This is a genomic window from Corallococcus caeni (assembly GCF_036245865.1).
Taxonomy (GTDB): domain Bacteria; phylum Myxococcota; class Myxococcia; order Myxococcales; family Myxococcaceae; genus Corallococcus; species Corallococcus caeni.
The window spans coordinates 339451-364678 of record NZ_BTTW01000001.1; the positions used below are offsets into that span (position 1 = coordinate 339451).

Consider the following 25228-nt stretch of genomic DNA (forward strand, 5'->3'; position numbering starts at 1 on the left):
GGACTGCCCGTAGCCCATTTCCGGGTCCAGTGGGACTCAGATTTGCACGGAACTTCGTGCCACGGCGCGGGGGCCTACCTTGCAGGAAGGTAGGAGCGCACACCGCGCGCAATGCTGGGGCACCGTCTTCGCCGGGCACGCGCCGCTCATGCCGTAGTGGCACAAAGCAAAGTCGTAGCGGACGGGGTCTTCCGGGTCGAGCGCCCGCAGCGACGCCGTCACCTCCTCCGCCGTGCGCCAGGTGAGGTCCGTGCGCTTCGTGAGCCCCAGGTGGAGCGCCATCCGTCCGATGTGCGTGTCCAATGGGACCAGCAGTGCTGACGCGGGCACCTGCTTCCAGATGCCGAAGTCCACCGCGTCCGGCCCGCGCACCATCCAGCGCAGGTACAGGTTGAGGCGCTTCGCCGCGCCCGGCCCCAGCGGCGAGGGCAAGAGGTGGTGCAGGCCCCGCTCCGGTCCCATCGCCTTGCGGAGCGCTTCCATGGGCACGTCCCGCAGCGCGGCGGTGAAGGCCGCGAGCGCTCCGTGGAGCGTGCCGCTCGCCTTCCAGCCCTGGACGAACAGGGCCTCCAGGCTGCCGTGCTCGCGCAGCGCGCGGCCCATGCCCAGCAGCAGCACCGCGAGGTCGGTGCCCACGTTGAAGCGGTACACGAAGCCCGTGAGCAGCGCCTTCGCGCCCGCTACGTCGAGCGCGCGCACGAAGGCCGCGGGCGACGGGCCCATCTGCTTCAGGAGTGCGTCCACCTTCGGGCGGAAGAGGTCCGCGCGCCCGTACGCCAGCGCCGCCGCGAGCAGCGCGCTGACCTCCACGTCGCGCGGATCCGTGTAGCGGTGGGGGAACTCCACCGGGTCGAACCCGATGCGTGCCTTCGCGTCGGTGGAGGCCAGGAAGGCATCCAGGCGGGGGCGCAGGCGCTCGGCGGCCTGGCTGCTCAACCCTGTGTGCGCGACACGGCGCTTCTTCATCTCGCGGACTCCCACGTGGTCGGTAGGAACGCGGCGGGAGCGCCGCGTCCTTCCAGGTCTAACGCGTGAGCTCGCGCACCGCGTGGCCCAGCTCCGGGAGGATGAGCGCGTCCAGCGCCAGCTTCACGGCCTGCGGCGAGCCCGGCAGCGCGAAGAGGATCATCCCCTGGTACGTGCCCGCCGTGGCGCGCGACATCATCGCGGGGCTGCCGATGCGCTGGTACGACAGCATCCGGAACAGCTCGCCGAAGCCGGGCAGCTCCTTCTCGAAGAGCGCGCGCAGCGTCTCCACCGTGCAGTCGCGCCGGCCAATGCCGGTGCCGCCCGTGAAGAGCACCGCGCGGGCCCCCGCCGCCTGCGCCTGCGCGAGTGCGCCCCGGATGGCCTCCGGATCATCCTTCACCACCGTGTGCCCGGCGACGGTGTGCCCCGCGGCGGCCAGGCCCTCGCGCAGGTCCTTCCCGCTGCCGTCGTGCGCCTCGTCCCGGCTGTCCGAGCACGTCACCACGTACGCGCTGACATGCACCGGCGCGCGCGACTTGTGCTCCGCCGCCACCGCCGAGCCCTCGTGCGAATGCCCGTGGTCATGGCCGTGCGAGTGGTCGTGGTCGTGCGAGTGGCCATGACCGTGGTCGTGGTCGTGCGAGTGGCCGTGACCGTGGTCGTGCGGATGCCCGTGGTGGTGATGGCCGTGACCGTGGTCGTGGTCGTGGTCGTGATCGTGTCCGTCGTGTCCCATGGTGGACGCTCCTGAAGGCGGAAGGTGGCGGTGCGAAGGTCAGGCGTCGGGAAGGTCGACGACGAGGTTTCCGTCCTCGACCGTGAGCTGCACCGTCGGCTGGTCATCACAGACGCCGGGGGAGGTGGCGTTGGCGCCCGTGTCCATGTCGAAGCCGACCTCGTGGCAGGGGCACACGACCATGTTGTCCTCGATGCGCCCGCCCGACAGCAGGCACCCGGCGTGGTTGCACCAGTCATCGAGGCCCTTGTAGCGGCCGTGGATCTTCGCGATGCAGACGTTGCGCTTGCCCACTTCGTAGCCCCGCATCTCCCTCTCGGCGAAGTCCGCGGGTCCCAGCTTGATCTTCGTCATTGCGTTCCTTTTCCCACAACATGTCCGGGCCTGCACCCCCGTTCCCCCGGCATTAATTTCCCGACCGTGACTCCCGACGTGACACCCTCCACCGCCGTGCTCACCGACAAGGCGGCCGTCGCCCAGGTCCTCCGTGACATGTCCCTGTTGCTCCAGCTCCAGGGGCAGAGCGGCTTTCGCGTCCGCGCCTACGACATCGCCGCCGACCGCATCGCGAACCTGCCGCAGGAGCTGGGCGCCGTCGTCACCCAGGGCCGCCTGCAGGAGCTCCAGGGCATCGGCCCGGGGCTCGCCGACAAGCTCACCGAGCTGGTGACGACCGGCCGCATGAGCGCCTTCGAGGAGCTCAAGGCCCGGTTCCCCGCCGGCCTGCTGGACCTGATGAAGCTGCCGGACGTGGGCCCGAAGAAGGTGGCGGCCCTGTGGAGCGAGCTCCAGGTGGGCAGCATCGAGGACCTGGAGCGCGCCTGCCGCGACGGCCGCGTGCGGGAGCTCAAGGGCTTCGGCGCCAAGAGCGAGGCGAAGCTCCTGGACGGCATCGCGGTGTACCGGCGCGCACGCGGCGAGCGGAAGCTGCTGGGCGACGCGCTGCCCATCGCCGAAGGACTGCTGGAGCGGATCCGCCAGGCCCCGGGCGTGGTGCGCGCGAGCCTGGGCGGCAGCGTGCGCCGGCGCGCGGAGACGGTGTCCGACGTGGACCTCATCGCCTCCGCGCCGGACGCGGGGCCGGTGCTGGACGCGCTCGCGAACGCGCCGGGCGTGGCCACGGTGATTGGCAAGGGCGACAGCAAGTGCTCCGTGCGCATGGTGCAGGGCGACCTCCAGGTGGACCTGCGCGTGCTGCCGGACGAGGACTTCGCCACCGCGCTGCACCACTTCACCGGCTCCAAGGCGCACCACATCCGGCTGCGCAACCTGGGCCATGAGAAGGGCCTCAAGATTTCCGAGTGGGGCGTGCACCGAGAGGACGGCACCAAGCTCCCCGTCCCCGACGAGGCGACGCTGTACCGGCTGCTGGACATGCAGGAGGTGCCGCCGGAGCTGCGCGAGGACAACGGCGAGGTGGAGGCGGCGAAGGCCGGCAAGCTGCCGGTGGACCTGGTGACGCTGGAGGACGTGCAGGGCGCGGTGCACGCGCACAGCACCTGGTCCGACGGCCGCAACACGCTGGAGGAGATGGCGCGCGCGGCGCAGGCGCTGGGGCTCAAGTACCTCACCATCACCGAGCACAGCGAGGCGGCCATCCACGCGGGCGGCCTGAAGGTGGACGACCTCAAGCGGCAGTGGGAGGAGATCGACCGCGTGAACGCGGCGGTGCCCGGGGTGCGGCTGCTCAAGGGCATCGAGGTGGACATCCTGGAGTCGGGGGCGCTGGACTACGCGGACAGCGTGCTGGAGCAGCTGGAGGTCGTCATCGCCTCCATCCACGTGCGCCACTCCATGGATGAGGACCAGATGACGCGCCGGGTGCTGGCCGCGCTGGACAACCCGCACCTGCACATCCTGGGACACCCCACCGGCCGCCTCATCCAGAGCCGCGAGCCGTACGCGCTGCGCATGGAGGAGGTGCTGGAGCGCGCCCGCGAGCGCGGCGTCGCGGTGGAGATCAACGGCAAGCCGGCGCGCCTGGACCTCAAGGCCGAGTACGTCCGTCAGGCCGTGGAACTCGGGGTGAAGCTGGTGGTGAGCTGCGACGCGCACCGTCAGGAGGACCTGAAGAACCTGGCCTACGCGGTGGCCACGGCGCGCCGGGGCTGGGCGAGGAAGAAGGACATCCTCAACACCCGGTCCGCGGAGAGCTTCCTCGCCGCCCTGCGGGAGCGCTGATAGGCTCGCGGGCGCGAAGATGTTCCGCCCGCTCGTCCTCATCCCCGCCCTCCTCTCTTTCCTCCTGGCCCTGCCCGCGCGGGCCGGCGCGGAGGCCCGTCCGTCGCGCGCCGACCTCCAGCGCGTGCTGGAGCTGCACGCCCGCTCGTCGGTGCGCGTGCGGGGCCCCCAGCACGCGGGCCCCGGCATCATCGTGGGCGCGGATGGCCAGGTGCTCACCGCCGTGTCGCTGGTGGGCCCGGAGTCCGCCCAGGTGGAGCACGCGGGCAATGCCCTGACGGCGCGCGTGGTGCTCTCCAGCACCGTCCTCCAGGTCGCGGTGGTGGCGGGCCCCCAGGGCGCGTGGCCCGCCGCGCCGGTGCGGCTGGTGCCGGAGGGGCTCGCGGGCCGCTGGGTGGTGGGCGTCATGCCCGCGCGCAAGAAGGGCCAGCGGGACACACCCAAGGCCACGCTGGCGAAGGCCGCGCCCGCGCCGTTCTTCGACGTGGACCTCACGCTCGTGCCGGGCAGCCCGCTCTATGACGGGGACGGCCGGCTCGTCGGCGTCGTCGTCGAGCGCCGGGGCCGCGGCGCGCGCGCCCTCCCCCTGTCCGCGGTGAAGGCGGAGCTCGCGTCGGCGGACGCGCCATGAGCCGTCCCCCGGGGCCGCCGTTCCGGCTGAGCGCGGTGCAGGAGGCCGTGGGCCTCTGGGCGCTGGGCTTTTTGGGCATCGTCGTGTCGTTCGTCATCGCCGGCGGCACGAGCGTGCCCAAGCTGGTGGCCACGGTGGGCTTCCTCTACCTGCCGCTCATCCCCATGCGCTGGCGCGACGAGGACTACCGCGACTATGGCCTCAGCCTGCGCGCGTGGAAGCAGGACGTGCGGCTGTTCCTCATCCTGTCCGTCATCGTGGGGCCGCTGTTCTTCGTGGGCTTCGCGGGCTTCGTGCAGGTGGTGCCGCACCTGCCCCCCGGGCTCGCGCAGCACCTGACGCCCATCATCGGCGAGGGCCACTTCCAGCCGCGCCTGCCCCCGCGCTTCGGCGAGTGGGTGATTGATCAGCTCTTCGTCGTGGCCCTGCCGGAGGAGTTCTTCTACCGGGGCTACCTCCAGGCCCGCCTGCGCGACGCGTGGCCCCAGGGACGCGTGGTGCTGGGCGCGCGGCTGGGACGCGCCTTCTGGGTGACGGCGCTCCTCTTCGCGCTGGGCCACCTGGCCATCTTCCAGACGTGGCGGCTGGCGGTGTTCTTCCCCGCGCTCCTCTTCGGATGGATGCGCGAGCGCACCGGCACCATCGTCGGCTGCGCCCTCTTCCACGCCGCCTGCAACCTCTACGTGCGCTTCCTGGAGGTCTCCTTCTTCGGCGGTTCGTAGCGGGCCTTCAGGCCGGCTGCAGGTGCTGGACCTGGAGGTCCGCGCCCACCACCAGCGTCATGCCCTGCGGCAGCTCCACCCAACCCTGCGTGCGCGTGACGTGGCTGGCCACCACCACCGTGCGGCGGCGGCGGTGCGCGCTCACCTCCGGGTGCGTCTCCGGCGTGGTCGCGTCCACGCCGCAGGGGGCGCACTCCACGCTGCCCTCCAGGCGCGTGTAGTACAGCGGGGCCTCGCCTCGGCGGGTGGCGAGCAGCACGGTGCCGTTGGTGGCCACCAGGTTGAGCGGCGGCGTGCGCACCTGTCCCGCCTGGACGAGCGCGGCCTCCACCTCGCGCACCATGTCGCGCAGCACGCGGCCGGCGACGCCAGGCTCCAGGCGCGGATCATCCGTGCGCCCCAGCTCGCGCAGGCGCGTGAGGAACAGGGCGAAGAGGATCTCACTGTCGGTGGGGCCCCGCACCTGCCGCAGGAGGTGCTCCGGCACGCGTGACAGGAGGGGGGCGCGCAGGGGCTCGAAGTCCGGCAGCGGCCCCTGGTGGGCGAACAACCAGTGGCGGGCCCGGAAGGGCTGGGTGTTCTCCTCGGGCGACAGGCCGAGCGGCAGCCGGCCCGCGTGGAAGAGCACAGCCTCCGATTCGTGGGGAGGCCCCAGGTCCTCCAGCGTGATGTCCCGGTCCGGCGCCAGGCGCCGCAGCAGCACCTCCTCCTGGGCATAGGAGCCCACCCCCAGGGCGTTGGCCCGGGGCTCCGGACGGAGGACGACCTGTCGGGTCAGCCGCTGCAGCTCGCACCGCAGCAGGTTCGGGTCCGACGACAGGGCGGCGAGGATGGCGGACATGGTGACTCCCCCCTTCACCCCAAGGGATAAGGTCCACGGACCCTGCGTTCAGCGCCGCCCAGCCGCTCCCCTGCTCTGGCGCTAAGCCCTTGAAATGGCTGGCGTTTAATCAGTCATTGAATTGACACCTCACAGCGTGGCGCCTAACCTCCGGGCGCTTCCCGACTGCCCTCTGGCCAGAGGGGCCGGGGTGCAGGTCTTCACCGGAGACGGAATGGCGGACGACATCGCAATCGGCATCGACCTGGGCACCTCGTATTCGTGCGTGTCCGTCGTCCACGAGGGCCAGCCCACGGTCATCCCCAACGAGTGGGGCGAGACGACCCATGCCTCGTGCGTGTCCTTCCTGGAGGAAGGGTCCGTGCTGGTGGGCAACGCGGCGAAGAAGAACATCATCACCAGCCCCGAGAACACGGTGTACTCGGCCAAGCGGCTCATCGGCCGGTACTACTTCTCCGACGAGGTGAAGAAGGCGCAGGCGGTGATGCCGTACCGCATCGTCGAGGGCGACAACAACTCGGTGCGCATCGGCGTGCGGGAGCGCAGCTATTCGCTGCCGGAGATCTCCGCGCTGGTGCTCAAGGAGATGAAGGCCGTCGCGGAGACGTACCTGGGCCGCGAGGTGACGAAGGCGGTCATCACCGTCCCGGCGTACTTCAACGACAACCAGCGCCAGGCGACGAAGGACGCGGGCCGCATCGCCGGGCTGGAGGTGCTGCGCATCCTCAACGAGCCCACGGCGGCGGCGCTCGCGTATGGCTTTGGCCGGGACGTCAACCAGCGCGTCGTCGTCTACGACCTGGGCGGCGGCACGTTCGACGTTTCCATCCTGGAGATTGGCAAGGACGTCTTCGAGGTGCTCGCGACGGCGGGCGACACGTACCTGGGCGGCGACGACTTCGACGACCGCATCATGACGTGGATGGCGGACGACTTCCTCAACCGCACGCGGTTGGACCTGCGGCAGAACAAGTACTGCCTGCAGATGCTGAAGGACGCGGCGGAGAAGGCGAAGATCGACGTGGGCCAGTTCGGCACCGCGGAGATCCTCTGCCAGGGCATCTGCCAGGACGCCAACGGCAACGTGATGGACCTGCGCAACACGCTCAACCAGGACCAGTTCAACCGGATGGTGATGGACCTGGTGCAGCGCACGTTCAAGGTCTGCGACGAGGCGCTGCAGAGCGCGCGGCTGACGGCGGCGGACATCGACGCGGTCATCCTGGTGGGCGGGCCCACGCGGCTGCCCATCATCCGCAACTCGGTGAAGCACTACTTCCAGAAGGAGCCGCTGGAGGGCATCAACCCGGATCAGGTCGTGGCCATGGGCGCCGCGCTCCAGTCGCACGCGCTTTTGGACAGCAAGACGGAGACGTTCCTGGTGGACGTCACGCCGCTGACGCTGCGGATTGGAACCGTGGGCGGGTACACGGAGAAGATCATCGACAAGAACACGCCGGTGCCCATTGACCGGTCGAAGACCTTCACCACCAGCCGCGACGGGCAGGAGAAGGTGAAGATCCGCGTGTACCAGGGTGAGTCCAACCGCGCCGAGGAGTGCGAGATGCTGGGCGAGTTCGAGTTCTCGGGCTTTCGCATCGGGTATCGCGGCGAGGTGAAGATCGAGGTGACGTTCGAGATCAACACGGACGGTCTGGTGAACGTGTCCGCGTGCGACGTGGAGACGGGCCAGAAGACGTCCACGTCCATCACGCTGTCGTCCGGCATGACGGAGGCGGACATCCAGCAGTCGATCCAGTCGAACCGCAACACGCGGCTCGCGGGCCACAACAGCAGCGACCTGCCCGCCGTGGCCAACTAGGCACCGCCGATGTCCGAGCCTTCCGATCCGAACTCTGGCGCACCGCCAGGGCCCGCCGCGCCAGCGGCCCCCGCGCGTCCGGCGCTGCCCCGGGTGACGGCCTCCGTGCCCCCGTCCGTCCCGCCCACGGCGCCCCGGCCCCCCGCCGCGGCCCCGCCGCCCCCGGGGACGGCACCGGCCGCGCGAGCCACTCCGCCCCCCGTCACGCCCCCGCTGGCTCCGGCCACGGCACGGCCCGCGTCCGGTCAGGTGCCGTCGGTGGCTCCGGCGGCACGGCCTGCGTCGGGTCAGGTCCCTTCGGTGGCTCCGGCGGTGGCACGGCCTGCGTCGGGTCAGGTTCCCTCGGTTCCTCCGGCGGCGGCACGGCCAGCGTCGGGTCAGGTTCCCTCGGTGGCTCCAGCGGCGGCACGGCCTGCCTCGGGTCAGGTGCCGTCGGTGGCTCCAGCGGCAGCACGGCCTGCCTCGGGTCAGGTTCCTTCGGTTCCTCCGGCGGCAACACGGCCAGCTTCGGGTCAGGTTCCCTCGGTTCCTCCGGCGGCAACACGGCCAGCTTCGGGTCAGGTTCCCTCGGTTCCTCCGGCGGCAGCCCCGGGTCCTTCGGCGAGTGGCGTTCCGCCCGTGCCTCCGGCGACGTCACAGCCTGCGTCGCCCAGTGGTGTTCCATCCGTTGCGCCCGCGAGTGGAGCGCCCCCGCGTCCAACGCCCACGGGCCTCGCGTCCGTGGGGGCCGCGCCTCGTGGGACACCTCCGGGCAGCGCACCGGTGGGCACTCCCGCCGCGTCACGGCCCACGGTGTCCGGGGTTCCGTCCGTCGGCGTCGCATCCGCGCCTCCCGCGACGACCGCGCAGACCCGCCCCACTGTCACCGCGATTCCGGCCGTCGGCGCGGTGGCACCGCCCCAGGCTCCAGCAACGCCCGCCACTGCTCGCCCCACCGTCACCGGGGTTCCGGCGGTCGGCGCCGTGGCTCCGCCCCAGGCTCCAGCAACGCCCGCTGCTGCTCGCCCCACCGTCACCGGGGTTCCGGCGGTCGGCGCCGTGGCTCCGCCCCTGGCTCCAGCAACGCCCGCCGCTGCACGCCCCACCGTCTCCGCGATTCCAGCGGTCGGAGCGGTGGCTCCGCCCCAGGCTCCAGCAACGCCCGCCAGCGCGCGGCCGACCACCGCGACGCCTGCCGTGGGCGCGGTGACGCCTCCCGGGGCGCCCGCGTCGATGCCTCGCATCGCGCCGGTCGTTCCTCCCACCGCGAGCGCTTCGTCCGCGATGCCTCCCGCCATGCCTCCGGCGGTGCCCGGCGTCGCGTCCATGCCGACGCCGCCGCCCGTGGCCCGCGCGCCCTCGGCCGTGCCGACCATGCAGCCCCTGAGCCCCACGGCTCCGGCGGCCCGTCCGCCCTCGGTCCCCACCATCGCTCCCGCCGGAGCCCGGCCTCCCGCTGCGGTGCCGCCCGCCGCGCGCCCCGTGCCCACCGTGGGCCCGGTGACGCCGCCTCCCGTCGCGCTCCGGATCAGCCCGCCCTCCATCGCTCCCGCCGGTACGCCGCCGCCGGTGCTCGCCGTCGGGCAGGTCGTCCCGCCCATCGCTCCCGCGGGCCCCACGCCGCCGCGCCCTGGCAACCGGCCCACCACGTCACTGCCCGCCGTGGCGCCCTCCGGATCCGCCCGTCCGCTGACGCCGCCCCCGGTGGCCCCGCCCCGGCCTCCCGCCGCCAGCGTGCCCCCGCCGCCTCCGTCCTCCGAGGGCCCGGCCCTCAGCCCGGAGCAGCTCGTGGACCTGGAGTCCCGCTGCGCGAAGCTCGACCAGATGGACTACTTCGAGCTGCTCAGCCTGGAGCGCACCGCCGCGCCCGGCGACATCAAGAAGGCCTTCTACCGGGAGAGCCGCGTCTACCACCCGGACCGTTTCTTCCACCTGGAGTCCAAGGCCCTCAAGGACCAGGTGAACGAGCTCTACAAGCGCGTCACCGAGGCCTATTACGTCCTGCGCGACGACACCAAGCGCAAGAAGTACCTCACCGACATCGCGGGCCCGGACCGCGCGCAGAAGCTGCGCTTCACCGACGCCTCCGAGTCCGAGACCAAGGCCGCCGCGAAGAAGGAACAGGAAGAGCAGATCGGCACCCACCCCAAGGGCCGTCAGTTCTACACGCAGGCCCAGAAGGACCTGGAGTCCGGCAACCCGTCCGCCGCGGAGCGCAACCTCAAGATGGCGCTCACCTACGAGCCCTCCAACGCCCGCTACAAGGAAGCCCTCGCGGAAGCCCAGAAGCAGACCGCGGACAAGTCCAAGGGCGACTCCTCGTTCAAGATCCGCTAGCGGCCCCCAGGAGCCCAACCCATGGTCATCGACCTCATCCTCCTGGGCATGGTGCTGTTCTTCGGCATCCTCGGCGCCCTCTCCGGCGCCGCCCGGCAGGTGGCCAACTCCGTGGGGCTCGCGGCGGGCTACTTCGTCTCCCGCAAGCTCGCGCCCCTCGCCGGCCCCAAGCTCGCCGTCGCGCTGGGCTCGCCGCTGCTCATCGGCACGCTCTTCGGAACGGTGCTCCTCTTCGTCGTGACGTGGCTCACCGTGCGCTACGCCCTGGGCGCGCTGCTCTTGCGCTTCCTCTCCGGCAAGAACCCGGAGGAGCGCGGCATGGACCGCACGCTGGGCTTCGTCCTCGGCGGCGGGAAGATGGCGGCCCTGTTCTGGGTCTGCCTGAGCGCGCTCACCTTCATGGAGCAGCACGTCGTCATCGCCGGCAAGCGCTGGGGCGTGGCCCCGAAGGACTCCATGGCCTTCGACCTGTCCCGCCGCTTCAACCTCTTCGAGCTGACCCAGTTCGCCCCGCTCGAGGACCTGGTCCGCGTGGCCCAGGCCACCCACGACCCCGCCAAGGCGAAGAAGCTCCAGGACGACCCGGCCTTCAAGGCCCTGCGCAAGGACCCGCGCTTCCAGGTCGCGCTGTCACACCAGGACCTGCAGGACGCGCTGGAGCGCGGCGACACGCGGGCCCTGTTGCGCAACGACGTGGTGCTCCAGCTCATCCAGGATCCGCAGGCGGCGGCACGGCTGGGCGCCGCCGCCCGGGCCTCCGAACGGCCGGCTCCCGCTAAGCGTTGAGCTCCACGTCGTCCAGGCTCGCGAGCCGGGCCTTCACGAACTCCGCGTCCACCGTCACCTGACGGTGCCGCCGCTCCGGCGCCTCGAACATGATGTCCGACATCACGTGCTCCAGGATGGAACGCAGTCCTCGAGCGCCCAGCCCGCGCGACATGGAGTAGCGCACCACCTCCCGCAGGCCGCTCTCCGGGAACTCCAGCTCAATCTCATCCAGCGACAGCAGCTCCTTGAACTCGCGGGTGATGGCATCCGGCGGCTCGGTGAGGACGCGCAGCAGGTCGGACTCGCCCAGCCGCTCCAGCTGCACCATCACCGGCATGCGGCCCAGGAACTCCGCCATCATCCCGAAGTCCACCAGCTGCTTCGTGGAGATGCGCTTCTCCTTGCGCTTCGCCGTGAGCGCGTCCGCGCCGAAGCCCATGGCCCGGCCGCCCTCGTCGCCGAAGTCGTGCAGGTCGCTGAACGTGCCCGCGCAGATGAAGAGGATGTCGCGCGTGTCCACCTGCACGAAGTCGCTCTTGTTCCACGCCTGCGTCACGTTCATGGGCACGTGCACCTCGCGCCCCTCCAGCAGCTTCAGCAGCGACTGCTGCACGCCCTCACCGCCGATGTCGCGGCTGCCCGCGCCGTTGCGCGCTCCCTGGGTGCGGCGGGCGATCTTGTCCACCTCGTCGATGAAGATGATGCCCCGCTGGGTGTCCTCCACGGAGTGGTTCGCCTTGAAGAGCAGGTCGGACACCATCACCTCCACGTCCTTCCCGTAGTAGCCCGCCTCCGTGTACTCGGTGGCGTCCACGGTGGTGAACGGGACCTGGAGGATCTCCGCCAGGTTGCGCGCGATGTGCGTCTTGCCGCTGCCCGTGGGACCGATGAGCAGGATGTTGGACTTCTTGATGAGGGACTGCCGGCGCATCCGCCGCGCCTGGATGCGCTTGAGGTGGTTGTGCGCGGCGATGGCCACCGCCCGCTTCGCTGCTTCCTGTCCGATGACGTAGCGATCCAGCCGCTCGAAGATCTCCCGCGGGGTCAGTGGCGCTGCCTCTTCCCTGCGTGCGGACGACTCCATGTACCCTCCCCTTCTCTCCACTCGGCCTCCCGGCGCTGCCTAGGAGGAAGGGTAGGAATTGGATGCTGACCGGCCCACCAGGGCCAGCACCGCGAATGGGGCCCCTGCTCGCCTGCCTGCTCCTCGAACAGGCGGCTATTGAATGACCGGGACGTTTCCGATAGTCCGGCCCCCCTCCCCTGTTCATGGGAGTTTCCACCCCTCGCCGCGCGCTCCACCGGAGGCACGAAACAACGATGGCCGCTCCCTCCCCTCAGCACCGCTGGACCCTGGCCGATGCCCATGAGCTGTACGGCATCCGCAACTGGGGCTCGCCCTACTTCGGCATCAACGACAAGGGCCACGTGTGCGTCCACCCGGACGGGCCCGCCGCTCCGAGCATGGACCTCAAGGAGCTGGTGGACGAGGTCCGCCGCCGGGGCATCGGCCTGCCGCTGCTCCTGCGCTTCACGGACGTGCTGCGCCACCGCGTGGTGCACCTGAACAACGCGTTCAAGAAGGCCATCGCGGATCAGGGCTACAAGGGCCTGTACCGGGGCGTGTACCCCATCAAGGTGAACCAGCACCGCTACGTGGTGGAGACCATCATCGAGGCGGGCAAGGACTTCACCTACGGCCTGGAGGCCGGCAGCAAGCCGGAGCTGCTCGCGGTGATGGCGCTGCTGGACAGCGAGGACGCGCTCGTCATCTGCAACGGCTACAAGGACGAGGAGTACATCGAGACGGCCCTCTTCTATTCGCGCCTGGGCCGCAACGTCATCCTGGTGGTGGAGAAGCCCAGCGAGCTGCCCCTCATCGCGGAGGTGGCGCGCCGCACCGGCATCACCCCCCGGCTGGGCATGCGCGTGAAGCTGTCCACGCGCGGCGCCGGCAAGTGGGAGGCGTCCGGCGGGGATCGCTCCAAGTTCGGCCTGTCCTCGTCGGAGCTGATGTCCTGCATCGGCTTCATGAAGGACGCGGGCCTGCTCTCCTCCTTCGAGCTGCTGCACTTCCACCTGGGCAGCCAGATCTCCAACATCCGCAACGTGAAGAACGCGCTGCGCGAGGTGGGCTGCTTCTACGTGGAGGTGGCCCGCCAGGGCGCGCCGCTGAAGTACCTGGACGTGGGCGGCGGCCTGGGCGTGGACTACGACGGTTCCCAGACGAACTTCGCCTCCTCCATGAACTACACGACGGAGGAGTACGCCAACGACGTCGTCTTCGGCGTGATGGAGGCGTGCGACCGCGCGGGCGTGCCACACCCCACGCTCGTCTCCGAGTCCGGCCGCGCCGTCGTCGCGCACCACGCCGTGCTGGTGGTGGACGTGCTGGGCACCAGCGAGTTCGACCCGTCGCAGACGCCCGACAAGGTGGACGAGAAGGCGCCCTCCGTGGTGCGCAACCTCTATTCGACGTTCCGCGAGGTCACGAACAAGAACGTCATCGAGGCCTTCCACGACGCGCAGGACTCCAAGGAGGAGAGCCTCCAGCTGTTCTCCCTGGGCCACCTGTCCCTGGAGCAGCGCGTGGCGGCGGAGAACCTCTACTGGGCCATCTGCCACAAGATTTTGCGCGTGGCGCGCGAGGCCGGGGAGATTCCGGAGGAGCTGGAGGCGCTGGAGAAGCAGCTGTCGGACACGTACTTCTGCAACTTCTCCGTGTTCCAGTCGCTGCCGGACTCGTGGGCCATTGATCAGCTCTTCCCGATGATGCCCATCCACCGTCTGGCGGAGAAGCCGACCCGGCGCGCGACGCTGGCGGACATCACCTGCGACTCGGACGGGAAGATCGAGCACTTCATCGACAAGCGCGAGGTGAAGGACGCGCTGGAGTTGCACGCGCTCAACAGCGACGACTACTACCTGGGCATCTTCCTCGTCGGCGCGTACCAGGAGATTTTGGGCGACCTGCACAACCTCTTCGGGGACACGCACACGGTGCAGGTGTCGCTGGCGCCGGGCGGCGGCTACCTCATCGACCACGTCGTCGCCGGGGACACGGTGACGGAAGTGCTCAACTACGTGAGCTACAACAAGGACGACCTGGTCGCGAAGCTGCGCAAGTTCACGGAGCTGGCGCTGCGCCAGGGGCGCATCACCCTGGACGAGTCGCGCAACCTGCTGCGCGTCTACGAGGACGGCCTGTCCGGCTACACGTACCTGGAGCGGGAGGTGGACGCGACGTTCACCTCCGCCAGCCAGCTGCGCCTGCTGCCCGGGCCGGAGAACGGGGCGCGCAGCCCCGTCTCCCCCTCGGGGACCTGATCACGCTTCCGTCGGGACCGGTGCCTGTTCGCCGGTCTCGACGGAGGTGTCGCTGAACGCGGCGTCCGTCGCGCGCAGCCGCAGCGTCTGGAGCGTCTCCAGTTGCCCGTCGGCGCGCTCGGCGAGGAAGGCGAAGTCGAACTTCGCCAGCCGCGGCTCCTTCGGGGCCACCTTCTCCAGGCTCCTCCACAGGGACACGCGCCCGTGGGAGCCCACGCAGAGCCCCTCCAGCTCCACCAGCCGGCTCAAGGGCGAGTAGCGCAGCAGGGAGCCGTTGAGCTTCAGGCGCGACAGCTTCTCCGTGAGCCACGCGCCGCCCACCTTCAGCGGATCCACCCGGACGTCCAGCGCGGACATCACGGTCAGCAGCGTGGCGCGGTCCTGCTCGATGAGCGGGATGAGCGTGGCCAGGTACTGCCCCACCGGGTTGCTGCGGTTCTCGCGCTCCGTCCGCTTCGCGAGATCCAGGCCCACGGTGGAGCCCAGCAGGTGGTCGTTCAGGTAGATGCCCAGTCGCTTCACATTCATGCCGGATGCCCCTCCCCCGAGGCGTCGAACGAACCTCACGAGGGTGGGCACGGCGCCCGCTTACCGCACGCGGTCAACGGGGCTCGGAGGGCAGGCGTCCTTCCGAGCCCCGGTCCGGCTGCTTCAGTCCGGATAGCCGAACGACGCCGTCACCTTCACGTCCGGGTGCAGGCTGCGCGCCACGGGACACTCGTGGGCGATCTTCTCCAGCATGGCGCGGTGCTCCTTCGTGAGGCCGGCCGGCATCAGGATGGACAGCACCAGCTCGCCAATCTTGCGCGGCGGCGGGGTCATCCGCTTCTCCACCGTCGCGCGGACCTCGCCCAGGCTGATGCCCTCCTTGCCGGCCATCAGGTGCATGGTCGTCACGACACAGGACGCCAGCGCCGTGGCCACCAGGTCCGTGGGGGAGAAGCTGCCGCCGGTGCCGCCGTTGTCCTTCGGCGCCTCCGTGGGCAGCGTCGCGCCGGACGGGCCGTGCGTCACCTGCGTCTTCAGCTGGGGAGCACTCACCAGGGACATCACCACACCGGTCGCGGGCTGCTGGGCCATCACCGTCTCCTTGGGACTTCGAGCCTGGGAAAAGAAAGGACTGCCGTCTAACGCACGAAGCTGTCGTGGGCCTTCGCGTCCTCTTCGGACGAGGGCTCGGCTTCCTCGACGCTCCAGTCCAGCGTCTTCATCAACGCCTTGCTGCGCTTCTTGACGTCCGCGTCCAGGAACTTCACCGCGTCGCCCATCTTGTCCATCAGGCGCATCGGCTTGCGCTTGTTCTTGGGCTCGCTGAACAACGCGTGCGTGAGCCACGGGAACACCGCCGTCACGTCGCAGTGCACGTACATGGAGCCCGTCTCCACCGCCTCCACGGACACCTTGCCCCAGGTGTGGCCCTCACCGGCCGGGCAGCTGGACAGCGCGCCGTTGTCCACCGGGTCCACGCAGAACTGCACGTCGATGTCGAAGCCCGACGTGGGGACGTTGAGGATTTGATCCAGCAGCGGCTCGCCCTGAAGCGTGTAGTTCTTGGGCACGCCGCCGCCCAGGATCCAGATGGCCAGCTTCCCGCTGCCGTGGTGGCGGCAGTAGTGCTGCATCGCGGCCATGGAATAGACGTCGTCGTTGATGTCGAGCTCGAACTTGAACTCGTCACCCAGCAGGCGCTTGAGCTTCACGACGTTGAGGAAGATGGAGCCGTCCTGCACCGCGCCCACCCAGATGGGGACGCCGTGCTTGTAGCAGGTGGACAGGAGCGACGGCTGCTTCACGCCCAGCTGCTTCTCGATGCCGTGGATGGCCTTGCCCAGGAGGTAGTGGAACTCCGGCGTGGTCATCTTCTTCTGGAACTCCGGCTGGCGGAGGATGGCGGAGAAGAGGCGGTCGGTGTCGAGCAGCGCCTCCTCCCAGAAGCCCAGGTCGTAGATGCGGATGATGCGCGCCAGGCGGTACTGGAGGTCGCCCGCGTTGGGGTTCACCTCGCGGATGCCGTGGCCGATGATGCGGTGGGCGTCGTGGTAGAGGTTGGCGCCCGTGGTGGTGATGGCGGAGATGATGCCCTTCTCCACCAGCGGGATGAGGCAGGACTGGTGCAGGCCCGCGGGCGTCATGGCGCCGGACAGCGTGAGGAAGATGGACGCGTCCTGCTGCACGGACTGCTGCATCAGTTCGAACGCGGTGCGCTCCTGCCGGCCCACGTAGGCGCTGAACGCGTGCGCGAGCAGCTCCGCCGGCTTCTCCTTGCCGGTGATGGGGCGCGGATCCGCCTTGCGCGCGTTCGCGTAGGCAGCGCGAAGGGAGGACTTCTTCGGGGTCGGGGTCTTGGCCATGGCGCGGCGATCTAACACCGCCTGCCTGCCAAGGGGAGGCCCGCCTTCAGCTCCGTCCCTCCCCAAGGGGCCTCCACCCGACAGGAAGAAACCCCGTGCCGTGCGGATTCACACAGGGCCCGCTCTTCCGGCCCCTTCCCATGGGGACATGGCGTAAGAGTGCCCCCCTCGCCGCCCTCCGGAGGGTCCCACCGCCGTGATCGACCTGCATTCGCACACCACCGCCAGTGACGGCCAGTACCCGCCCTCGGAGCTGGTGGCGCGCGCCGCCGCCGCGGGCGTCACCGTCCTGGCCGTGACGGACCACGACACGGTGGCGGGGCTCCACGAGGCAAGGCAGGCGGCCCTCGCCCACGGCCTGGAGCTGGTCCCCGGCATCGAGCTGTCCGCCTTCGTCTACGGCAAGGAGGCCCACATCCTGGGCCACTTCCTGCGCCCGGAGGACCCGGACCTGGCGCGCTTCGCGGACCGGCTGCGGGACGAGCGCACCCGGCGCATGGAGGCGATGGTGGCCCGCCTGCGCAACCTGGGCTTCCCGGTGCGCATGGAGCAGGTGCGCAAGGTGGCCGGGGACGCGCAGCTGGGGCGGCCCCACCTGGCGCGGGTGCTGGTGGAGCAGGGCTGGTGCCTGGACATGAAGGCCGCGTTCGACCGCTTCCTGGGCACGGGCCGCGCGGCGTGGGTGGAGCGCTTCAAGCTGGACGGCGCGGAGGCCATCCGGCTCATCCGCAACGCGGGCGGCACCGCGACGCTCGCCCACCCCGGCTCCTCCAAGATGGAGCGCCCGGAGATCCAAGCGCTGGCCAAGGCCGGGCTGTCCGGCCTGGAGGTGCTCAGCGTGGACCACAACCCCACCGTGCGGCAGAAGTACCTGGCGCTCGCGGCGGAGTTCGACCTGGTGCCCACCTTCGGCAGCGACTTCCACGGCGAGGCGGTGGCGCCCGACCACCGCCTGGGCGTCGCGGCCATGCCCCTGGAGCAGTTCCAGAAGCTGCGCGCCCGCGCCCCGTCGTCGCAGCCCGCCTGATCAGGACCGGCGTCAGGACCGGGGCTGGGCCTTGAAGCGGCTCGTGACGGCGGTGAGCCCTTCGGCCACGGACTGGAGGTCCTGGGCGATGCGCGTGGTGCGGCCGGTGGCGTCCACGCCCTGCTTCACCAGGTCCGCCACGTTGCGGGCGCCCTGCACGGCCTGCTCGCTGGACTGGCGCTGCTGGCGGGTGGCGATGGTGATCTGCCGCGCCGCCTCGCTGGTGCCGCGCGCCAATTCCACGATGCGCAGGAAGACGGCGGAGGCCTGCTCGGCCACCTCCACCCCGCGGTCGCTCGTGGCCATGCCCACGCGGGCCTTGGACGCGGCCTCCTCGCCGGAGTCCTGCACCTTCTCCACGATGCGGGCGATGTCGCGCGCGGACGCGGACACGTTCTCCGCCAGCTTGCGCATCTCCGCGGCCACCAGGGAGAAGCCCCGGCCCACGTCGCCCGCCTTGGTGCCCTCCAGCGCCGCGTTGAGCGCCAGGAGGTCGCTGCGCTCCGCCACCTGGTTGATGACCTGGGCGATCTTGGAGACCTGCTGCAGGTCCTTGTTCAGCCCCACGATGGCGTCCGCCACGCCCTTGGACTCCGTGCGGATGTCGTTGATGCCGCCCACCACCTGCGCCACCACCGCCATCGCTTCCGCCACCGCGTCATGGGTGCGCCGCGCGCTGGACTCCACCACCTCCGTGGAGGAGGAGATCTGCTCGGCGGTGCGGGAGAGTTCCTCGAACGTGGCGGCGATCTGCTGCGCGTACGCGGCCTGCTGGCTGATGACGTGCTCCTGATCCGCGGAGGCGCCCATCAGGCCACGCGACGCGCTGGACAGCTGCTCGGTGCGGGTGACGAGCTCCATCACCGTGGCGCGCAGCGTGCCCAGCATCTCGTTGAAGGAGGTGGCCATCTGCCGCACCTCGCCGGCGGCGGACACGTCCAGCTCGCCCCGGAACACGTCGCCCCGGGCCACCTCGCGAGCCACCTGCGTGACGCGCGACACGGGGTCCGCGATGGCGCGGCTGATGATGACCGCCAGCCCCAGGCCCAGCACCGCGGCGCCCAGGTAGCCCATGAGCGAATAGCCCTCCGTCGCCGCCAGCGCGGCCTTCACCTCGTGGGTGCCGAAGCCCGCGCGGTACACGCGGCCGTCGCTCTCGCAGCGCACGACGACCTCCTCACGCAGCCGCGCCACCGTGCACGCACCCGGCGTGAGCTGGGCTGGCTGGGGCGGCCCTTCCGGCACCCGGCCCCGCGCGGCGATGACGCTGCCGTCCGCGCGGGTCAGCTCCTGGAAGTTCAGCGTGAAGCCACCGGACTCCACCTGGGAGAACACCTCCTCGCGCCGCATGCGGGCGTCCGGCGCGGTGTCCGGCAGCGCGAGCCAGGGGTGGCGCACCACCAGCGTCCCCAGCGTCATGGCCCGCTCACCCAGGACCTCCATGCCCGCGGCCTCCTGGCGGGCGGGGAAGTACGCCCCGCTGAAGAACACCACCGCGAGGCACGGGAGCAGCACCGCGATCGCCACCTGCATCCGCAAGGTCAGCCGGCCCCACATGTCGACGACTCCCCAGGCGATGAGCGCAAAACCACGGGACAGCCCGCTGACGCTAGGCGTGCGCTCCCCACAGCGTCAAACCGGCCCCGGGGAGGTCGGGCGGTCAGGCGCGCGGGATGATCCAGGCCCCCCTCGCACCGGCAGGCGTCCGGGCGGGGCGGGCCCGCCGGATGAGGGCGCCTGATGGGCCCGGCATTTCGGCCGTCTTCTCAAGGGGTTGGCGGGCCCTGGGCGGGGGTGTTTCCCTTTGACACGACGCCAGCGGTGTCGTTAGGGTCCGCGCCCGATGACTACACCCCTCGCACCGTACCTGCCGATGGCGGTGGTGCTCCTGCTGGCCGGCGTCCTCGGGATGATCATCCCCCAGGTCACCACCCGGCTGGGCCCCAAGCGCCCGAGCAGCACCAAGTCGGCCCCCTTCGAAGCAGGCTCCGAGTCGAGCGGCCCCGCTCGCCAGCGCTTCGCCGTGAAGTTCTACGTCATCGCGCTGCTCTTCATCGTGTTCGACGTGGAAGCGGTGTTCCTGTACCCCTGGGCGGTGAACTTCCAGGCGCTCGGCTGGTTCGGCTACGTGGAGATGCTGGTTTTCGCGTCGACCCTGGTCGTGGGCCTTATCTATGTCTGGAAGAAGGGCGCTCTCGACTGGGAGAGCTGAGACTACGCCATGGCTGACACCGACATCGCTCCGATCATGACCACCCGCCGGGACGAAGCCATGGGCTTCTTCCAGAAGCTGGTGTCCAAGGGCCTGGGCTGGGCCCGCAAGTACTCGCTGTTCACCTACCCGTACGCCACCGCGTGCTGCGGCATGGAGTACATGTCCGTGGCGGCCAGCCGGCACGACATCTCGCGCTTCGGCGCGGAGTTCCCCCGCTTCTCGCCGCGCCAGGCGGACCTGCTGATGGTGGTGGGCACCATCAACCTGAAGCAGGCCCCCATCCTCAAGCGCGTCTACGAGCAGATGACCGAGCCCAAGTGGGTCGTGGCCTTCGGCGTGTGCGCGTCGTCGGGCGGCTTCTACGACAACTACGCGGTGCTCCAGGGCATCGACCGCATCATCCCGGTGGACGTCTACATCCCCGGCTGCCCGCCGCGTCCGGAGCAGGTGCTGGACGGCCTGATGCTGCTGCAGGACAAGATCGGCAACCAGGTGCACCGGCTGCGCGACCCCGGCCAGCCCAACGAGACCGCGGAGCACCACGCCCGCATGCTCGCCGCCGGCAAGTAGTCCGAAGCGCTACTGCTTCACCGCACGGGCCCCGCGCCGCCTCTCACGAAGAGGCCGGTGACGGGGCCCGAGGCGTTCCTGGCCCCTACCAGCGGTGGTACGCGGGGTGGCCTTCCTTCACCGCGACGAAGGTGCCCCGGCAGGTGGCCGTCACCTTGCCGTTCTCGCCGGTGAGGGTGCCTTCGACGACGACGCGGTCGCCTTCAATCGACACCGGCTTCGCGGACAGGTGCACGCGGCCCATGGGCGTGGGGCGCTTGAGCACGATGGCGTAGTCGGCGGTGACGGTGCACGGGGGCGTGGCCGCGCCCTGCGCCTTCATCAGGTGGTACGCCGCCGTCCAGTTGCAGTGGCAGTCCAGCAGCGCGCCGATGATGCCGCCGTTAAGCACGCCCGGGAACGCCTGGTGGTGCTCCTCGGGCGTCCAGTCCGCGACGACGAGGTCACCCTCCACGCGGCTGCGGATGCGCAGCCCCTTCGGGTTGGCCGGGCCACACCCGAAGCAGGCGTTGTGGGGGGCGTACGTTTCCTGGAGGCCGGGGGCTGTTTCGGTCGTCGACATGGCCGGCGACTCTACGTGAGACGGACTCCGGCGCGCGCTCCCGAGCGTCATCCAGCCAGTCCGCCAGCGCTCGCGCGTCCGCCCCTTCACAGTCCCCCGTGCAGGTGCGCCGCACGCTGCCGTCCGCCTGCGGCCGATCCACCACCCAGCGCTCGCCGTCGAAGGCCCCGGTGTCCTTCTCACGCAGCACCGCCGCGTCCGCGGCGTCGCCCATCTCCACCACGCCGTCCGGGCGCAGGCGGTACGCGTCGAAGGTGCGCGGCGCGCCCGGCCAGTGGCCCGCGTCGAAGACCTCCGGGCTCACGTGCGTGTAGCCCGTCTCCGCGTACAGCGGCGCCAGCGGACGGCCTTCGCCACGCAACAGCGGCCCGAGCGACGCTCCGTCCGCTTCTGGCAGCGCGGACAGGCCGGACAGCTCCAGCAGCGTGGGGCCCACGTCCACCAGCCGCGCCAGCGCGTCCACCCGGGCGGGGCCCACGCCGCGTCCGCCGGGCGGCTTCACCGCGAGCAGGATGCGGTTCTCCTCTTCACCCAGCCGCGCGCCGTGCACGGACGTCGCGCCCGCCAGGTCCGGCCGGTCCGCGTGGAAGCTCTCGCCGTGGTCGGACATCAGCACGATGAGCGCGTCGTCGTAGCGCCCGGAGGCCCGCAGCGCGTCCAGCAGCGTGCCCACCTGCGCGTCCGCCTGCGCGAGCAGCTCGTCGTAGAGCCCCTCCGCGCCCTCGCGGCTCCACGCGCCCTTCGCGCCCGGCGACACCGGGGCGAAGTGCATGCGCAGCCGGCGCTCCAGCGGCTCGGACGCGGCCACGTAGCGACGGTAGAACGGATACACCGGGTCGCCCGGGAAGTGCGCGGCCGTGGCGTGGAAGGCGAAGAGCAGCGGCCCCTCCCCCGCCTCCGCCAGCAGCCCGTCCGACAGCCGCCGCGCATAGCCCATGGGGTCATGGATGCCGGCCAGCGCGCGGTTGTCGATGAACTCGGGCACCCACGCGGCGCCCGCCGGGTTGTCCGCGAAGAGGCCCAGCGCCCGGTAGCGCAGCTTCTCCAGCGCGAAGTTGAGCGCGCCGCGCGGAGGCTGCCAGCGCGTGGCGAAGCCGGAGGCGGGGCCCTCGAAGTGGAAGCGCGAGCAGTCCGTCGCGAACACCGTGCGCCATCCCGCGTCCGCGAAGCGCTGCGCGAAGGTGGGCGCCAGCACGAGCCGCGCGTCGGACGTCAGCGGGTAGCGCACGCCCGTGCGGTACGGCCACCGCGCGGTGAGCAGCGAGCGCCACGCGGGCTCCGTCTGCGCCACCGGCGTATAGGCCTGCGTGAAGAGCGTGGCGTCCTGGAGGAAGCGCTCCACATGGGGCGCCACCCCGTGCCCCGTCGCGCCCAGCCGGTCCGGCCGGAACGCGTCGATGCCGATGAGCACCACCAGCGGCTGCCGGACGGCAATCCCCGGGCGCCGCACCGTCAGCGCCACCGCCAGCACCACGACGGCGCCCACCACCACCGCCCCCGAAACGCGCTCCACCCACCGGGCCCCGGGGCCGTCGAGCCGGCGCGGCGCCCGAACCCCGCGCACCGCCAGCACGGCCAGATGGACCGCCACCCACACCCCGGCAGCCGCGCGCGCCTGCCACGGCTCGCCGTGATCCACCAGCCACGCCAGCACCGGCCGTGCCGCCGGCAGGTCGTCGAAGAGCGCGGGCCGCGCCAGCGCCCGGTCCCACGCCCAGAACAGCAGCAGCCCCAGCCAGTGCGGCACCATCACCGCCAGCGCCACCCACCCGCCCCGCCGCGTCCAGGCCCGGGCCAGCACCGCCGCGGCGAGCCCCAGCAGCCCGCCCGCCACCGCGTACACGGCGGCCACGCGCAGGATGACGCCGGGCAGCAGCGGCCGGACCGCCGCCGCCAGCGCCGCGTAGGGGCCGTCCAGCGGGATGTCCACGCCCACCACGCCCGCCTTGAGCAGCCAAGCCGTCTCGGCGGCGAAGAGCAACAGTCCCAGCAGGGCGCCCAGGGCCAGACGCCCCGAAGTGGCACGGAGGAAGGAGGCGACGGACCGCACGGACATGCCCCCAGCGTCTACCCCGGCCGGGCATTGGGGCGCCAACTCTGTATTCCACCAGGCTTTCTGGAAGAGCGTGACGTGCTTGCGCTGCACTGGCAGTGCAAGATGGCGCCCGGACTGTTACCAAGCGATGCCCTCCCAGGACCGGGGGCCACCGTCATGTCATCCAGCGCCGCGCCCAGCGATACCCTGCAGGAGTCCGTGCGCCGCGCGCTCGACGTGGAGCGCCAGTCCAATGGACGGCACCTGGCGTGGGTCCGGCTGGGCGCGGTGGGCGTGCTGTTCACCATGGCCGTGTACCTGGGCCGGGTGCGCGGGCTGCACGACTGGGACGTCTACCTGGCGCCCTTCGCGCTGTACCTCGTGTGCACCACGGCCGTGGCCGTGGCGGTGACGGCCTCCACGCGCATCGCCCGCTGGGCGTCGCTGTCCGTCGCGTTCGTGGACGTGCCCGCCGTCTACTGGCTCCAGCACCTGGCGCTGCCGGTGTCCCCCTCCCCTGGCGGCGTGGCCGGCTTCACGCTGGGCATCTTCGCGGCGCTCGTCCTCCTGTCCGCGCTGAGCCTGCGCCGGCCCGTCACCCAGCTCGTCACGCTCGTCGCCATCCTGGCGGAGGTGGAGCTCCAGCGGCAGGCCTCCATCGGAGGGGGGGCGCAGGTGGCCGGCGCGGTGATGCTGGCCATGACGGCCGCGGGCGCGGCCCGGCTCCTCCAGCGCATCCGCCTGCTGTCCGCCGCCGTCACCCAGGAGGAGCTCCAGCGCGCCCGCCTGGGCCGCTACTTCTCCCCCGCCGTCGCCGAGCGCCTCCAGGACAGGGACTCCCCCGCCCCGGAGCTGCGCGAGGTGTCCGTGCTCTTCGCGGACGTGCGCGACTTCACCTCGCTGAGCGAACGGCTGCCCCCCGAGGAGGTGGTCACCATCCTCAACGAGTACTACGGCCGCATGGTCGAGGTGGTGTTCCGCCACGGCGGGACGCTCGACAAGTTCATCGGGGACGCACTGATGGTGTACTTCGGCGCCCCGCTGCCGGACGCCCACCACGCCCGGAGCGCCACCCGGTGCGCGCTGGAGATGGTGCGGGAGCTGGAGGCCGTCAACGCCGAGCGCGCCGCCCGGGGCCAGGCAGGCCTGCGCATGGGCGTGGGCGTCCACTCCGGGCCGGTGGTGCTGGGCAACATCGGCTCGCCGTTCCGGCGCCTGGAGTACACGGCCATCGGTGACACGGTGAACCTGGCCAACCGCATCGAGCGGCTGACCAAGGGCTTCGGGGTGCCGGTGCTCGTCTCCCAGGCGACCCGCGAGCAGGCGGGCGACGCCTTCCGCTGGGCCCCTGCCCCCACCGCGCTCGTCCCCGGCAAGAGCCAGCCCGTGGTGACCTTCATCCCCGAGCCCGCCGAGGGCGCCCCGGTGCTGGGGCCGGACGTGGCGGCCTGAGCTTTCCGGTCCCCGGGCCCAGGCAGGCAGGGGGTGGATCGCGATGCCGGGCTACTGGACCACCTAAGTGGCCTACATGGTTGAGGGTTTACGTTGACGCCTCACGCGAACGGTCCTTATAAAGCCGCGGTTTCCTCTGTCGTAGATCGAGGCCCCCCTTGAGCATTTTCGCGTTGGACCGGGTCGCCGCCCAGTTTCCCGAGGCGGTCGCGGAGCGCTATGTCGACCGCGCTGGCGGAGCCTGGGCCGTCATCCATGCGGAGTGGCTGCCGAAGGTCGCCACCTTCCTGAAGATGGATCCCGAGCTGGACTTCAAGCTGTTCGGCTCCGCGGACGCCGTGGACCGCCTGCACCTGGCGGAGAGTGATCCGCGCTTCGAGGTCGTCTACTTCCTCTATTCGCTCAAGCGGAAGGAGCACGTGCGCCTGAAGGTGCGCGTGACGGAGACCCGCCCGGAGCTTCCCTCCCTCACGCCGCTGTACCGCGGCGCGAACTGGTGGGAGCGGCTGGTGTTCGACTTCTACGGCATCCGCTTCACGGACCACCCGGACCTGCGCCGCATCCTGCTGTACGACGAGTTCCAGGGTCACCCCCTGCGCAAGGACTACGCGCTGCGCGACCGCCAGCCGCTGATCCCCGAGCGCCCCATCAAGGACATCTTCCGCGGCCCCGGCACTAGCGGCGTCGCCTGATCGAGACCTCC

At 71.0% G+C, this 25228-nt stretch carries 23 protein-coding genes; 12 read left to right on the forward strand and 11 right to left on the reverse strand.

The window, feature by feature from the left end; genetic code table 11:
- Positions 1-36 precede the first annotated feature (36 nt).
- From AABA78_RS01390 to AABA78_RS01400, 3 genes are all read right to left on the reverse strand, one after another.
- Entirely contained in the window at positions 37-966 is a 930-nt protein-coding gene (locus AABA78_RS01390) for a TIGR02757 family protein (RefSeq protein ID WP_338261291.1), read from the reverse strand.
- A gap of 58 nt (positions 967-1024) precedes the next feature.
- Positions 1025-1492 carry a molybdenum cofactor synthesis domain-containing protein gene (locus AABA78_RS01395; RefSeq protein ID WP_171416225.1) on the reverse strand — a complete coding sequence of 156 codons (468 nt, stop codon included), beginning with the start codon at positions 1490-1492 and terminating at the stop codon, positions 1025-1027.
- Positions 1493-1744: 252 nt separating this feature from the next.
- The gene (locus AABA78_RS01400; RefSeq protein ID WP_171416198.1) at positions 1745-2059 is read right to left on the reverse strand and encodes a Rieske (2Fe-2S) protein; all 315 of its coding nucleotides are present in this window, start codon (positions 2057-2059) and stop codon (positions 1745-1747) included.
- Positions 2060-2125: 66 nt separating this feature from the next.
- Here AABA78_RS01400 and polX point away from each other — a divergent pair, with 66 nt between their 5' ends.
- Genes polX through mrtX form a run of 3 tightly spaced genes read left to right on the forward strand, consistent with a single transcriptional unit; the run spans position 2126 to position 5239 of the window.
- Positions 2126-3886 carry a DNA polymerase/3'-5' exonuclease PolX gene (gene polX / locus AABA78_RS01405; RefSeq protein ID WP_338261293.1) on the forward strand — a complete coding sequence of 587 codons (1761 nt, stop codon included), beginning with the start codon at positions 2126-2128 and terminating at the stop codon, positions 3884-3886.
- Positions 3887-3905: 19 nt separating this feature from the next.
- The gene (locus tag AABA78_RS01410) at positions 3906-4517 is read left to right on the forward strand and encodes an MXAN_2756 family trypsin-like serine endoprotease (RefSeq protein WP_338261294.1); all 612 of its coding nucleotides are present in this window, start codon (positions 3906-3908) and stop codon (positions 4515-4517) included.
- On the forward strand, positions 4514-5239 hold the full coding sequence (gene mrtX, locus AABA78_RS01415) for a myxosortase MrtX (RefSeq protein ID WP_338261295.1): 726 nt from the start codon (positions 4514-4516) through the stop codon (positions 5237-5239). The genes AABA78_RS01410 and mrtX overlap by 4 nt, the downstream gene beginning before the upstream one ends.
- A gap of 7 nt (positions 5240-5246) precedes the next feature.
- Here the strand turns inward: mrtX and AABA78_RS01420 are convergent, their stop codons facing one another.
- A complete protein-coding gene (locus AABA78_RS01420; protein WP_338261296.1) occupies positions 5247-6080 on the reverse strand; it encodes a class II glutamine amidotransferase in 834 nt (277 codons plus the stop codon).
- A 214-nt stretch (positions 6081-6294) separates the two neighbouring features.
- Here AABA78_RS01420 and dnaK point away from each other — a divergent pair, with 214 nt between their 5' ends.
- The 3 genes from dnaK (at position 6295) to AABA78_RS01435 (ending at position 11004) form a co-directional block, all read left to right on the forward strand.
- A complete protein-coding gene (gene dnaK, locus AABA78_RS01425) occupies positions 6295-7902 on the forward strand; it encodes a molecular chaperone DnaK (RefSeq protein WP_338261299.1) in 1608 nt (535 codons plus the stop codon).
- A gap of 1212 nt (positions 7903-9114) precedes the next feature.
- The gene (locus AABA78_RS01430) at positions 9115-10218 is read left to right on the forward strand and encodes a J domain-containing protein (RefSeq protein WP_338261301.1); all 1104 of its coding nucleotides are present in this window, start codon (positions 9115-9117) and stop codon (positions 10216-10218) included.
- A 21-nt stretch (positions 10219-10239) separates the two neighbouring features.
- Positions 10240-11004, forward strand: a complete 765-nt coding sequence (locus tag AABA78_RS01435; RefSeq protein ID WP_338261303.1) for a CvpA family protein — start codon at positions 10240-10242, stop codon at positions 11002-11004.
- Here AABA78_RS01435 and clpX read toward each other — a convergent pair.
- The gene (clpX, locus tag AABA78_RS01440; RefSeq protein ID WP_171420015.1) at positions 10994-12070 is read right to left on the reverse strand and encodes an ATP-dependent Clp protease ATP-binding subunit ClpX; all 1077 of its coding nucleotides are present in this window, start codon (positions 12068-12070) and stop codon (positions 10994-10996) included. The two genes, AABA78_RS01435 and clpX, sit on opposite strands and share 11 nt — an antisense overlap.
- A 236-nt stretch (positions 12071-12306) precedes the next feature.
- On the opposite strand from clpX, the gene speA reads away from it, so the two are divergent.
- Positions 12307-14313 carry a biosynthetic arginine decarboxylase gene (speA, locus tag AABA78_RS01445; protein WP_171420014.1) on the forward strand — a complete coding sequence of 669 codons (2007 nt, stop codon included), beginning with the start codon at positions 12307-12309 and terminating at the stop codon, positions 14311-14313.
- Here the strand turns inward: speA and AABA78_RS01450 are convergent, their stop codons facing one another.
- The 3 genes from AABA78_RS01450 to AABA78_RS01460 all read right to left on the reverse strand — a co-directional run bounded on the left by AABA78_RS01450 (position 14314) and on the right by AABA78_RS01460 (position 16664).
- Positions 14314-14841, reverse strand: coding sequence for a hypothetical protein (locus AABA78_RS01450; RefSeq protein WP_338261304.1), 528 nt, complete (start codon positions 14839-14841; stop codon positions 14314-14316). It abuts the gene before it with no gap.
- A gap of 123 nt (positions 14842-14964) precedes the next feature.
- Entirely contained in the window at positions 14965-15393 is a 429-nt protein-coding gene (locus AABA78_RS01455) for an OsmC family protein (protein ID WP_338261305.1), read from the reverse strand.
- A gap of 47 nt (positions 15394-15440) precedes the next feature.
- On the reverse strand, positions 15441-16664 hold the full coding sequence (locus tag AABA78_RS01460) for a deoxyhypusine synthase family protein (RefSeq protein WP_171420007.1): 1224 nt from the start codon (positions 16662-16664) through the stop codon (positions 15441-15443).
- 196 nt (positions 16665-16860) lie between these two features.
- On the opposite strand from AABA78_RS01460, the gene AABA78_RS01465 reads away from it, so the two are divergent.
- On the forward strand, positions 16861-17691 hold the full coding sequence (locus AABA78_RS01465; RefSeq protein ID WP_171437840.1) for a PHP domain-containing protein: 831 nt from the start codon (positions 16861-16863) through the stop codon (positions 17689-17691).
- 12 nt (positions 17692-17703) lie between these two features.
- Here AABA78_RS01465 and AABA78_RS01470 read toward each other — a convergent pair whose 3' ends face one another.
- The gene (locus tag AABA78_RS01470) at positions 17704-19248 is read right to left on the reverse strand and encodes a methyl-accepting chemotaxis protein (RefSeq protein WP_338261306.1); all 1545 of its coding nucleotides are present in this window, start codon (positions 19246-19248) and stop codon (positions 17704-17706) included.
- A gap of 286 nt (positions 19249-19534) precedes the next feature.
- Here AABA78_RS01470 and AABA78_RS01475 point away from each other — a divergent pair, with 286 nt between their 5' ends.
- Positions 19535-19903, forward strand: a complete 369-nt coding sequence (locus AABA78_RS01475) for an NADH-quinone oxidoreductase subunit A (RefSeq protein WP_014398096.1) — start codon at positions 19535-19537, stop codon at positions 19901-19903.
- Positions 19904-19912: 9 nt separating this feature from the next.
- Positions 19913-20476: an NADH-quinone oxidoreductase subunit B gene (locus AABA78_RS01480; protein WP_171420001.1), complete on the forward strand. Its 564-nt coding sequence runs from the start codon at positions 19913-19915 to the stop codon at positions 20474-20476.
- 85 nt (positions 20477-20561) lie between these two features.
- Here the strand turns inward: AABA78_RS01480 and AABA78_RS01485 are convergent, their stop codons facing one another.
- Both AABA78_RS01485 and AABA78_RS01490 read right to left on the reverse strand, forming a co-directional pair.
- On the reverse strand, positions 20562-20930 hold the full coding sequence (locus AABA78_RS01485; protein ID WP_171419998.1) for a hotdog domain-containing protein: 369 nt from the start codon (positions 20928-20930) through the stop codon (positions 20562-20564).
- A complete protein-coding gene (locus tag AABA78_RS01490; protein ID WP_338261307.1) occupies positions 20920-23094 on the reverse strand; it encodes a sulfatase-like hydrolase/transferase in 2175 nt (724 codons plus the stop codon). The genes AABA78_RS01485 and AABA78_RS01490 overlap by 11 nt, the downstream gene beginning before the upstream one ends.
- Positions 23095-23250: 156 nt before the next feature.
- Between AABA78_RS01490 and AABA78_RS01495 the strand changes: the two genes are divergently transcribed.
- Both AABA78_RS01495 and AABA78_RS01500 read left to right on the forward strand, forming a co-directional pair.
- Complete coding sequence (locus AABA78_RS01495; RefSeq protein WP_338261308.1) at positions 23251-24525, forward strand: adenylate/guanylate cyclase domain-containing protein; 1275 nt, start codon at positions 23251-23253, stop codon at positions 24523-24525.
- Positions 24526-24698: 173 nt separating this feature from the next.
- Positions 24699-25217: an NADH-quinone oxidoreductase subunit C gene (locus tag AABA78_RS01500; protein WP_120594655.1), complete on the forward strand. Its 519-nt coding sequence runs from the start codon at positions 24699-24701 to the stop codon at positions 25215-25217.
- The last annotated feature ends 11 nt before the right edge of the window (positions 25218-25228 follow it).